The 11915-nt window shown below is 33.8% G+C and carries 11 protein-coding genes and 1 riboswitch; of the genes, 4 read left to right on the plus strand and 7 right to left on the minus strand.

What is annotated here, in order from left to right:
- The first annotated feature begins 5 nt into the window (after positions 1-5).
- Both KBP46_RS21290 and KBP46_RS21295 read left to right on the plus strand, forming a co-directional pair.
- On the plus strand, positions 6-707 hold the full coding sequence (locus KBP46_RS21290; RefSeq protein WP_216444114.1) for a hypothetical protein: 702 nt from the start codon (positions 6-8) through the stop codon (positions 705-707).
- Position 708: 1 nt separating this feature from the next.
- A complete protein-coding gene (locus tag KBP46_RS21295; RefSeq protein WP_123279408.1) occupies positions 709-1299 on the plus strand; it encodes an HD family hydrolase in 591 nt (196 codons plus the stop codon).
- A gap of 63 nt (positions 1300-1362) precedes the next feature.
- On the opposite strand, the gene KBP46_RS21300 is transcribed toward KBP46_RS21295, so the two are convergent.
- The 4 genes from KBP46_RS21300 to KBP46_RS21315 form a co-directional block, all read right to left on the minus strand.
- Positions 1363-2736, minus strand: a complete 1374-nt coding sequence (locus KBP46_RS21300) for a DUF4932 domain-containing protein (RefSeq protein WP_216444115.1) — start codon at positions 2734-2736, stop codon at positions 1363-1365.
- Between the two features lie 174 nt (positions 2737-2910).
- Positions 2911-3294 carry an acyl-CoA thioesterase gene (locus KBP46_RS21305; protein ID WP_034699813.1) on the minus strand — a complete coding sequence of 128 codons (384 nt, stop codon included), beginning with the start codon at positions 3292-3294 and terminating at the stop codon, positions 2911-2913.
- A gap of 114 nt (positions 3295-3408) precedes the next feature.
- Positions 3409-3589: riboswitch (cobalamin riboswitch) on the minus strand.
- Positions 3590-3623: 34 nt separating this feature from the next.
- Positions 3624-4424 (minus strand): hypothetical protein, encoded by an 801-nt coding sequence (locus KBP46_RS21310; RefSeq protein ID WP_123279410.1) that lies wholly within the window; start codon positions 4422-4424, stop codon positions 3624-3626.
- Positions 4425-4454: 30 nt separating this feature from the next.
- The gene (locus tag KBP46_RS21315; protein ID WP_216444116.1) at positions 4455-5117 is read right to left on the minus strand and encodes an ATP-binding cassette domain-containing protein; all 663 of its coding nucleotides are present in this window, start codon (positions 5115-5117) and stop codon (positions 4455-4457) included.
- Between the two features lie 412 nt (positions 5118-5529).
- On the opposite strand from KBP46_RS21315, the gene KBP46_RS21320 reads away from it, so the two are divergent.
- The gene (locus KBP46_RS21320; protein WP_216444117.1) at positions 5530-6618 is read left to right on the plus strand and encodes a GEVED domain-containing protein; all 1089 of its coding nucleotides are present in this window, start codon (positions 5530-5532) and stop codon (positions 6616-6618) included.
- Between the two features lie 99 nt (positions 6619-6717).
- Here the strand turns inward: KBP46_RS21320 and KBP46_RS21325 are convergent, their stop codons facing one another.
- The 3 genes from KBP46_RS21325 to KBP46_RS21335 all read right to left on the minus strand — a co-directional run bounded on the left by KBP46_RS21325 (position 6718) and on the right by KBP46_RS21335 (position 11014).
- Positions 6718-7557 carry a GLPGLI family protein gene (locus KBP46_RS21325; protein WP_131797512.1) on the minus strand — a complete coding sequence of 280 codons (840 nt, stop codon included), beginning with the start codon at positions 7555-7557 and terminating at the stop codon, positions 6718-6720.
- Complete coding sequence (locus KBP46_RS21330) at positions 7538-8413, minus strand: hypothetical protein (RefSeq protein ID WP_148045402.1); 876 nt, start codon at positions 8411-8413, stop codon at positions 7538-7540. The genes KBP46_RS21325 and KBP46_RS21330 overlap by 20 nt, the downstream gene beginning before the upstream one ends.
- A 453-nt stretch (positions 8414-8866) precedes the next feature.
- On the minus strand, positions 8867-11014 hold the full coding sequence (locus KBP46_RS21335; protein ID WP_216444118.1) for a DNA mismatch repair protein MutS: 2148 nt from the start codon (positions 11012-11014) through the stop codon (positions 8867-8869).
- A 337-nt stretch (positions 11015-11351) separates the two neighbouring features.
- On the opposite strand from KBP46_RS21335, the gene KBP46_RS21340 reads away from it, so the two are divergent.
- The gene (locus KBP46_RS21340) at positions 11352-11873 is read left to right on the plus strand and encodes a GNAT family N-acetyltransferase (protein WP_062674444.1); all 522 of its coding nucleotides are present in this window, start codon (positions 11352-11354) and stop codon (positions 11871-11873) included.
- The last annotated feature ends 42 nt before the right edge of the window (positions 11874-11915 follow it).

Raw genomic sequence — 11915 nt, forward strand, 5'->3', positions numbered from 1 at the left:
TTACCATGAATATTTTGAATAAGTACTGGCACTTATCGGCATTTCTTTTATTAGGTCCCTTATGTTTCGGGCAATATCAGTTTGAGGTTAAAAATGTATCAAAAAGTTATGATGCTGTCATCCATGTAGAAAATTGTTATGATGACAGATGCGGAGGAAAGGGAACGGTGGAATTGTTTGATCATAAAAACAGCAAAGTACAGACTTTTGTTTCAGAGGATCTGGTTTTGTATACAGAACAAGGTCAAAAACCGATCCAGGGGAAATTGATCCCCCTTTTAAAAGATCAGCGTGCCGTAATTATAGATGACTTTAATTTCGATGGAACGGAAGATGTTGCCATAAGGAACGGAAATATGGGAAATTATAGCGGGGCATCTTATGATGTATATGTCTTCAACAAGACAAGATTAGGGTTTGTAAAAAGTGATGAACTTACAGAGCTGGGTTCAAACGGTCTGGATATTTTTGATGTTGATGCCAAGCGTAAACGTCTAATTTCTTATGGAAAGTCCGGCTGCTGTGATATTTTTACATCAGAATATGTTGTAATTCCGAATAAAGGACTTGATAAAGTCTTTGAAAAAGAAGAGGATATGAGCATTGAAGGTAGTGTAAAAGTGACCACTAAAGAAAAGATAAATAATAAATGGATTACCAAAACAAAGGTATATCCGTCTGATCAATATAACAGAAATAAGAAGTAAGATGAAAATTCAGAAAGAGATCGATTTTATTCTGGCAGTAGATGCACTTAAAAATGTACAGCGAAGAAATTATAATGCAGACGATTCCCGGAGAGAGAATACAGCGGAACACTCATGGCAGATTATTATTCTGGCTCAGATCCTTTATCCGTATGCTAAAAACCGTGCAGATATTGATTTGTTAAGAGTGATAAGAATGCTTTCCATTCATGATCTTGTGGAGATTGAAGCCGGAGACACTTTTATTTTTGATGAAAAGGCAATGGTAGGAAAGTTCGAAAGAGAGAAAGCTTCTGCTCAGAAAATCTTTGGAATTCTGGATGAACCTTTACGTACAGAATTCTTTAATTTATGGCTTGAGTTTGAAGATGAGAAAACTCCGGATGCTATCTTTGCATGTGGAATTGACAGAATCATGCCGTTTATCTTAAATTCTCATACTTCCGGAAAAAGCTGGACTGAAGCTGGAGTGACAGAAAGACAAATTCGAAATATGCTTGAAAATGCAATCAGCAGAGCATCTGATGAAATGGGAGAGGCTTTTGAGCTTTTGCTGAACAGAAGTCTGGAAACAGAAAAAGTACTGAAATAATTGAAAAAAGAAGACCCTGCCCGCTTATTGGGCAGGGTCTTCTTATAGATCATCTGAAATGTTTTAAGAGGCTAGTAATAAGTAATTGTCGGGATTTAATAAAATTCCCTTCTTTGAATAAAATCCAGCCATACTGTTATGTACATAAAATCCCAGTACAAAATTTTTATAAGAAGTATCCAGGCTGAATTTCACTTCTTTCCCGTCTTTAGACCAGACCGGATTTTTAACGATAATGATGGTATTGCGGGTTTCTTTTCCATCAATGTATTCATATAATTTGAGCTGAAGAGTCTTTGTTTTTTTCATAGGCTGTGTGAATTGTACCACGATATTATTGAGATCAGTTTTCTCAAAGTCTTTATTATTGGAATTGACAACGGAAGGCTGGGAAATTTTGTTTCCTGTTTTCTTCGTCCACTTTAATAATGGAATATATAATTTTTCCAGATTCTTTTCCTTTTTATAAAGCTCTATAAGCTTCTCCGAGAATAAATTCTGAGCAATAAAACCGCGTCGGATATTCACTTTATGATAAATCGCTGAAAGACTGTCTGTTTTTTCTTCTGGAAATTTTTCGTTGATGAACAAATCGTAAACTGCCCATGTCATATATTCATTGAATGAATTTATTCCCGGGTATCCTGATTTTTTATCCCAATTCGTAAGGTTGAAGCTTTCCGTTATCTCCTTTGAGTACTGATCTGAAATAGGATTTACATACCCATGATCGATTTCTGAAAATACGGTGTGATTATCAAGAATCCTTCTTGCGAGGTTACCTTTTAAATTTCCAAGGATAAGATCTTCTCCGATATTTGGAAAGTCTACAGTTAAGGAGCTATTGATATCCCTGTGGCAATTCTGTCCGCCTACCAAAGGAGATATGGCAATAATGTATTTCTTATCTGTTTCATTGGCTGGTCTTTTTGCTATTTTATCCAAAAAAGTATAAGTATCATTGATGTAATAATACTCTTTGTAATTGGCAATTAAAGTATTGTAAAACGACTGATGATTTTTATAAAAGGTTCTGTAATTTGATTTCTTTACAAAGTCATTGATGAGCTCCAGATTTTCATCTACTTCTTTAGGACCAAAGGAATTGAAAGGAAAATCTCTTTTAAGTAAGCCTTTTTCATCAAAAGAAAATGCATAGAAATCAGTTCGGAAGCCTAAGAATTTTTTCCAATCTTTTCTTGAATAATTTACTTTTTTTAGTAAAGGATGATCTTTTACAGGCTCAAAATACGTGATGATTTCATCATAATACGGTGGGATTTTCTGTACGTCATAAGGATCTGTTCTGCCATATTCAGTGAGGGCCAGAATAATATTTCCTAATTCGTAACTTTCTGAAAGTTCAATTTTAACGTCTTTTTGTGCTCTTAATGTAATGGATAGGATAAGGGTAATGATTACAATAATCTTTTTCATGAAATATCGGTTCTTCTATAGTTTTTAGTGACAGCAATGTAAAAATAATTTTTTTGCCATGCTAAAAGTAAATAAAAAAACAAATGAAGTCCAATCATTCTTTGGTTGAGATATACTATGTTGTGTTGAATGGAAAAGTTTCGGGCGGCCTCTGGCCGCCCGAAACTTTATTGTTTATAGTATTTGGATTGGTTTCTTGAATTCGTCAATCGCTACAAAAGTAAAATCACCAATAATTGCTTTTTCTCTTTCATAGGAATACATCTGCTCGGTGTAAATTTCAACGTTTACTTTCATACTGGTTTTTCCCACGTATGAAACTTTCCCGATCAGCTCAACGATGGTTCCGGCAGGAATAGGTTTTTTAAAATCGATCTTGTCACTGCTTACCGTTACCACTCTTTTTCTGGCAAAACGGGTTGCTGTGATAAAAGCTACCTCATCCATCAGCTGCATCGCCGTACCTCCAAAAAGGGTATCATAGTGATTGGTTGTGTTAGGGAAAACCGCTTTAAAGATTCTGGTTTCGGATGCTTCAATTCTTTCTTCTGTAGTCATATATCATTATTAATTAAAGCGATAGGAAATGATTGGAAACAACAGAATAATAACAGGAACTTATAGAATTCCTGAAACAATCCATCAGATCAATACAACTTCAAATCGCGAAAGTTACATGTTTAAGAAAAAGGCAGGTCTCCTGACTTGTAACATCATTTATCTCCTTCCCATGCCTCGCACAGTGGATCTTTGATAAAGACTTCAGTTACTTACAGTTGCGCGACAGTCCGTGATTTTCACACGGTTCCCTTTTAATCTGCAGTGATGCAGAACCAATTTCTGTGATGAATAAGCGTAAAAACTTTTCGAATGCAAAAATAATGAATTTATTCCGGATTATGGTAAATAATCTGGCTGATTACTCTTCCTTTCTTAATCGTCCAGAGAGTAGTGTATCTGTTTTCTCCTGAACCGTTTATCATATAAAGAAAAATATTATCGTTGTCAAGTGAGGTTACTCCAACGTTTTCAAAATCCATGGTAGGCTGGAACATATTTTTGATGGCTTCTCTTACAAAAACAGATCCTCTTCCGGGTTGCTGTACTCTGATGGATTTGATTTCGGTCATACCTTCCGGAAGGTCATTTCCAATTCCCCATGGTTTTACTTTATCAATCGTAAGAATTTTTCCTTCGGCATCTTTTTCCTTTTTACGGTATCCTGCATTGGAAGGATAAATATCAATCACCACTTTGCTTCTTTGGGCAGTAGGAATCTTAGGATCAGAATTGTCAGTAAAAATAAGAGATCTTCCGTTTTTAGATTTAGATGGAGTGTAGGCAGGAAGCTGGTCTACATAAGCAATACGCCCTTTATTTACCATTCCTTCTTTATCCAGAGTTTCATACCGTACAAAAGGTTTGTCGTCATCCTGTTTCTCCGGATATTTGATCCAGATCCATTCTGTTTCTCCGGGAGCAGGTTTTACATAAACAAATACATCTCCTTTACGCATACGGATCTTGTCTACAATTTTTCGGTAATCGTCTTTATGTACACGTACGTTGGCATATCCTTCTTCAGCTTTTACAACTCCAAAAGGAACTTTAGTCTGCCCTTTTACAAAAGCAATAGATAAAATACTGAAAGCGGATAAATAGAATGCTTTGTTTATGAAAGTCATCATGAAAATTTTTTGATCCCTCAAATATATAAATTAAATGCTTTTCGGAAGATAATTATACCGCTGCAGTTCTTTTAAATCTTGTATTTGTTTTAGATAACCTTCACGCAGAAGAAATATTTGGTGTGAAATATCAAGAACTTCCTGATAATTATGATCAGAAATAATGAATCCCTTATACGCAGACTGTTCAATGATGGCAGCTTTCAATGCTACAGAAATTTTCGGAGAAAGACTATGGAAGGGTTCGTCCAGTAAAACAAAATCAGCTTCAGAATAAATTATCATTAAAGCTTCAATGACTCTCTGCTCACCTCTGGAAAGATCTTTAGGTTTTTCCGACAAAAAAGGACGGATCAGATCTGAAGTCAATAACAGATCTGTATTTTTTTTATTGCAAAAAAGAGGAATTAAGGTTTTAATGGTATTGTACTTCGGTAAGAAAATATCCTGTGGCAGATAAGCAATTCTGTTTTTTCTATCGGAAAGGCTTTTCAGAATTTTGTCATTGTATCTTATGAACTGGGTATCACTACTGACAGTTCCAAAAATAATTTTTAATAATGTTGATTTGCCAACACCATTTCTGCCCAGAATTCCAATAATCTGCCCGGTTTCACATCCTAAATAAATATCCCGAAGGATATTATTATCTTTAAAAGACTTGGTTATGCTGTCAATATGAAGCTTGCTCATAAAATTCCTGTTATTATTTTGACAATCACACAGACAGCTACCGTGAATCCCCAAAGGAAACCTCTGGAAAACCCTAAATTGGCATAAAAGTAATATTCATTTTTAAACCGGAGTTCATATATAAAATAATGAAGAACAGGAGATATTAAAAGAAAACTCAATCCAAAGTTCTCAATATTGAAAGAGGATAAACAAGAAGCTAATAAAGAAAATATCAAGGTGGGAATTATTATTTTTTTATAAAAAATCCAGAGAGTAGAAATACTTTTGAACATATATTAAAGCATAGAGTTTCTGTGTGTTTTACACTTTATTGTCAAAAATATTAAAAAATACAATGCTATATGGAGAAAGTATAAGCTATATTTGAAAAAATACCCTATTTTTCAAAGAAATTTTAAAACTGATAAACATGACCAAAAAACTACTTTTTGTATTCTCTTTTATATTGGGAATTTCAAGCCTTCAGGCAACCCACAAAATAGAAGAAGAACCTCAATCTTTATTGTACTGTGATACCAATGCTCCAACAGGAGTTCAGATGTCGAATATAACACTTACTTCTGGAACAGTTACCTGGACTGCAGATCCTAATAGTCCGGATAATATGATAAGATATAGAATACCAGGAACAACTTTCTGGATGACGGGTACACCCGTATCGGGTCAAAACTCTTTCACAATTACAGGTTTGCAACCTTGTACATCGTATGAAGTACAGGTAGTGAAAGTGTGTACAACACAGGGATTATGGTCTGATCCTATATTTTTTACCACTACCATTAATTATTGTGCAAGTGCTTCTACAGATACCACGATGATGCATATTTCCAATGTGACCGTAAATTCTACAGGAGTTACCTCTCCAATGGTAAGCGATTCCGGACCTTCCAATTATATAGATTACAGAAGTGACTTAAGCCGTAGAGTTAAGTTTTTTATTGGAACTACAGGAAATAAGCTTTCAGTAACCAATACCTGGACGGGAACTCCAGGCACAACAACAGTAACGGCGTGGATAGATCTTAATGCCAACGGAATTTTTGAATCCAACGAAAGAGTGATGGTGGCCAATAATGTTACTCAGGCTGCTCCGGCTGTATCTGTATTTACGATTCCAAGTTTGGCAGCAGTGAAACTATGCGGCGTTACCATGAGAGTTATCTCCAGTCAAACAATACCTTTAGATGCCTGCAGTACATTTACCTATGGGGAAGTTGAAGATTATGGAGTAGATTTAATCAATCTCACCCTTGGATTGGAAGAATCAGGAAAGTCTGTAAAACCTGAAATTTATCCTAACCCTGCCTCTGATGTCTTAAATATTTCAGGGATTTCAGAAGCCGCCGATTATGAAATTTATAATATTGCAGGACAGAAAATTGACGAAGGAAAAGTTTCAAATCACCATGTAAACCTTAACCATTTATCAAAAGGAGTTTATTTTATCCAGTTGAAAGATAAAGAAAAAGTAACCCGATTAAAATTCATTAAGAAGTAAAAATAGAAAAGAGTATTTGAAAAAATACTCTTTTTTTAATCTAGGAATTGTGTAGTAAAATATTGTATTTTGAATATTCAAAATTGATTTTTTATTCAATTAGAATGTTATTATAGGAACATCCTTATCCGGATAGTTATTAAACTGATTGATTATTTTCTGTAAATATTCATTTGTTGCCTCATAATTTTTATCTTTAATCCCCTTAAACTCATAATTAAAACTATCTCCCAAATCATTTTTGAAGTTAATGTGATGAGCGGCAGGGTCATTCATAAAATCATTGATGTCCTTTACTAGCTTTTCTTTTCTTATATTTTCTTTGTTGTTTGTTATTTCTGACTGCTCATTCAACTTTTTAATTTCAATCAGTTCAAAACAATAATCCTTATCTAATGATTCAGCTTTAATGACTAAACCTGGTAGTCCTGAAAAAACATAAGGTCCATCGTTGATTGGAATATCATGAGTGTATAAAAGTTTCCATTCTCTCTTTCCAAAATTAGCAAAAGCTTCATAAGATATGTAATCATTGTACTTTCCAAACTTCTTGATATTGTAATACTTGATATTGTTTTCCTTATACCAGTAATTAAACTGGTTAAAATTACCTCCTATGATGTAATGATTTTTTGATAAATCTTTAAAAATTTTAAACCTCAGAAATGAACTAGTAACGAATGCCACATCTTTAAAATTATTTTCTTTAACAAGGGAATCTATTTTTTCTTTATTCAGATTATAAAAAATACTTTGTCCATTAATTATTTTTAAGGCCATATACTCTTTTGCAAATGAATCACTTTGTTTTAAAGGTTTAAACCTGACTTCGTAAATAATTTGATAATTTTGTCCAAAATAAATAGAGAAAGATCCCAAAAGGAATATAATACTAACGACTTTGGATAAAATACTTTTATTAATCATTAAATTTTTCACTTAATATTTTTTGATAAAATTCTTTTTCAGAACTATTTATATAGTCCAAATAGCGAAACTTGTTAAGGAAATAAAATTTTTGACAACTTTTGGATAAATACTGATTAGTATTGTCATCTTTTGTAGTTTCAATGATAGTATAGGTTGGAAGCTCTATTCGTAATACATCTTTATTTTTTGCTAAGATCTCTATAATTTTATAATGATAATAATCATTACAACTGAATTTTAAAATATCAGTTTTTATATATTTTTTATAATAATAGTCAATGGCCTCCTGAGAAAAATTCTTATTTTCTGTGCTGTTGACAGCCGAAAAAATGGTGTTAAGCCAATTGTATTTGATATAATTTTTCATTTTCTTTACAGAATTGTTCTCAGTATCCGCCGATATAATACTTTCTTGCTTGATATTATTCATAATGTTAAGCAAGATAAGTTCTGAAGATCTTTTTAATTCTCCAAGATTTTTTTTCTTAATGGCATTTAGGTAAATATTTATTTTTCCAAATGTTTCAATATTCAGTTTCTCATTAATGTATTCATGGATATTGGCCTTATCACCATTGTAAATAATATTATTATCATTTGTAATAATAATATTAAGCTTTTCTTTGGGTTCAAGAAATACATTAATAAATTTATCAAGTCTATTATTATTTTTGACTGAGATTCCCTCTGTAATATCAGGAAGCTCTTTTTTTTCATGATCATTGATAACAATTTCTTTTTGGTTATTATTTATGACGATGATTTCTCCTGTATTATTTGTTATGGATACTTTTTGGGAGGCAAAAGTGGAGAAATAAAATAAGAGGATATATGATATCCTCTTACTTAAATATGATTTTTCCATATTCAGATTGATGTTAACGAATGCATGTTGGCTCATTTCTATAGCATCTACAAATATTAAAGCAAGCTTCTGCATTATCTGCAATAGTGTCTATTGGAGGTAATCCAGATCCTGACGGACTACAATGACAATTAGGTTCTAAACCTCCTTTTAGAGTTCTTAGTTCAATTCTTGATAGTTTTTTAAGATTTTTCATGGTAAGTTTATTTTTTGTAAATGTAGCAATTAGTTTTTATAATTTTCCATAAAATGTCACAAAAAATCCTTTAAACGTGAAATATTTTTTTATATTTACTATATATGAATACAGTTTATCATTCCAAAGCTCCCCATTTATATTCAAATGTAGGGAAAGCCTTAAGCATAGCAATAGAAAAATGAAGCATAATATAAAAAAGAGAGTACCTTCTGGTGCTCTCTCTTTATATTTGCGTTAATTTAATTTCTTATTCATTAAATTCTTTCAAGTTCATCCGCATCAATCGTGGTCTTGAAAGTTCCGTAATTGACGATCACTTTATTTCTGGAAATTTTTTCAATGGTTCCTACACTGGTGCTTCCGGTAATACGAACACGCTGTCCGATTTTCATCCACACAGCACGGTCGGTTTTGCGTTTCTCTTCCAGTTTTTCATTGGTCTCAGCAATTTTTTCAATAACCTCTTCCTTTTTCAGCTGTTGAGTGATTTTTCTCTTAACAACCTGCAGGCGTTTGGTTTCATCCTTATCACTGCCCAGTTTTCTGAATTTCTCCTGTTCAAGAAGTTTTACAAAATCTTTTACCACATCCTTTCTGGATTTTCCTTTGGTATAGCTGTCAATGAATGTTTCAATCTTATTCCCGAACTGTAGTTTTCGGTGTTCCTCTTCATAAAGTTTCTGGAAATTGAACAGTTTCTGCTGAAGCTGCTCATTTAGTTTCTGAAGATTATCACGTTTATCTTCTACAGATTCTTTTCTTTCTGCAAGATCAGATTTCAGTTTTTCTACCTCAAATTTTTCCTGTTGCAGTTTTACAATCGTCTTATCAAGGTTCACAATATCATGCTCTACCTTTTTCTTGGCCGAATGGATGATAAATCTTGGAATCTTATTCTTTTCCGCAACTTCAAAAGTAAATGAACTTCCTGCCTGTCCCACTTCCAGCTTATACATCGGTTCCAATGTTTCTTCATTGAAAAGCATGGCTGCATTCTGGGCATTGGGAAGCTGTTCTATTACCAGTTTAATATTGGTATAGTGCGTCGTAATGATGGCGAAACTCTTTTTGTCATAGAAAAACTCCATGAAACTTTCTGCAAGCGCACCTCCAAGCTCCGGATCAGAACCTGTACCGAACTCATCAATAAGCAGAAGCGTATTGGCATCAGCCTCACGAATGATCCCGGACATTTTCTTCAACCTCGATGAATAGGTGGATAAATGGTTTTCAATGGACTGGTTGTCCCCAATATCAGTCATGATTTTCTCAAAGAAAAACATTTCAGACTTAGGATGAACCGGAACCAGGATACCACTCTGAATCATCAGCTGCAATAATCCGACTGTTTTCAGGGTAATTGATTTTCCACCGGCATTAGGACCGGAAATACAGATGATCCTGTTATGTTCTGTTAAGGTAAGTGTTTGAGGGTGAATGGTTTTGTTTTCAACTCTGTTTCTTAACCATAAAAGAGGATGGTAAGCATCTTTTAATCTCAGCGTTTTATGATGGTTGATTTTCGGAAGAACTCCGTTGATCACTTCACCAAACTTCGCTTTAGCTCTCGTAAGGTCAAGGTCAAAAATATACACCTGATATCTCCATAGCTGAGGTTGAAATTCGGCCAGTTCTGCAGTAAGTTTACGGAGAACTTTATCAATTTCTTTTTTCTCTTCCTCTTCATTTTCACGCAGTTTGAAATAGTGCTTTACCACACTGTCCGGCTGAATATACGTGATGGAACCTGTTTTGGAAATTCCTAATGTTCTTCCGGCAACCCTTTTTTTGAATCCTGATTTTACGGCCAGAACCCTTTGGTCGTCAATAATCGTTTCCCGGATATCATCCAGAAAGTCACTCTGTCCATACGTGGTAAGCGCACGGTTGAAGTTTTCCTGAATCGCCTTTTTAGCCAGCTGAATTTCAGTTCTTATCCCTTTCAGAGCTGGAGAAGCTTCATTTTTTACTTCACCAAAACGGTTAAAAACCTTATCTACCTTCTCAATAATCTCTTTTTTGAATTCCAGTACAGAAACCTCTTCTAACAAAGTAGGAAACGTTTCCGGCATGGTAGGGAAGAATTTCTGAAGTCTTCCGATTTGTTCCGTGATGGTTTTTATTTTGATGAAAGCAGCATTTTCCAGACGGTAGTTCTCAATCAGCATCAATTTCAGCTCACTTTCAATATCTTCATATTCATCAAACGGAATCGCGTTTGAACTTTCAAAACTCGACAGATATTCTGAGGTTTTTTTTAATGAAAGTTCCGCCTCGTCAATTTCCATCGGACGAAGTTGAAGAATTTTTTCTCTTGTTTTTGGAGAATACGCAAATGGGGAGATTTCCGCGAGCAATTGCGGAAACTCTAATTCGTCTAAATCTTCTTTATCTATATACACAATGCAAATTTAGTGAGAATTTTGATTATTACGTATATCTGAGAGATTTACAGAATAAATTAACGGCGAGTTTAATGGTTATAGGGGTGCTTTTTTCTCGAAAATTTTAAAACTTCAAAAAAGATCAATTTTTTACACGCAAAGTTTTTTATTACTAAACCTTATCTCTTTAAGGATGCAAAGAGTGAAATCAATACATTGGTTCTTTCTAAGCGATTCGCCCATTCTGCCACTTCATCAGCGATTTAGTCGTATTTCTTTGCTTACTTAAAATGAGTAATAGAATGCAATAACCTTTGCATTAAATTGATGCTATTCTTTTTATTACATTTGAGATGTGAAACTAGAAACATCAAGATTGATTTTAAAAGGAATCAATGAAAATAATACAGAAGACATTTTAAAAATCCGAGGCAATCCGGAAGTCAATAAATTTGTGAAAAGAGTTTCACCAAAGACCAACTATGACGCGCTTCAGTTTATTTTAACAATTAAGCAAAGAACTCAAAATAATCAAACGGTCTATTGGGGAATTTCTTTAAAAGATCATTCCCATCTTATCGGAACCATTTGTCTTTGGAATTTTTCTGAAGACCGGAAGACAGCAGAAGTCGGCTATGAACTGTTGCCAGAGTACCACAGAAAAGGAATTATGTCTGAAGCTTTAAATGCGGTTGTAGAGTATGGATTTAACGAGCTCCATTTACAGGAAATTTTGGCCATTACCAGTACATTCAATGAAAATTCAAAAGGACTTCTTTTAAAACATCATTTTATTTTGCAGGAAGGAAAAAAAGATGAAGGTTTTCCGGATAATATTATTTTTAGTTTGAAAAGGCTATCGGGTGATCGTCTGTAAGAAATCTAACAGGTTTTTCTCTATCTTTATCACCGATTGAAA

The organism is Chryseobacterium sp. PCH239, from assembly GCF_018924625.1.
In the GTDB taxonomy this organism is placed as follows: Bacteria; Bacteroidota; Bacteroidia; order Flavobacteriales; family Weeksellaceae; genus Chryseobacterium; species Chryseobacterium cucumeris.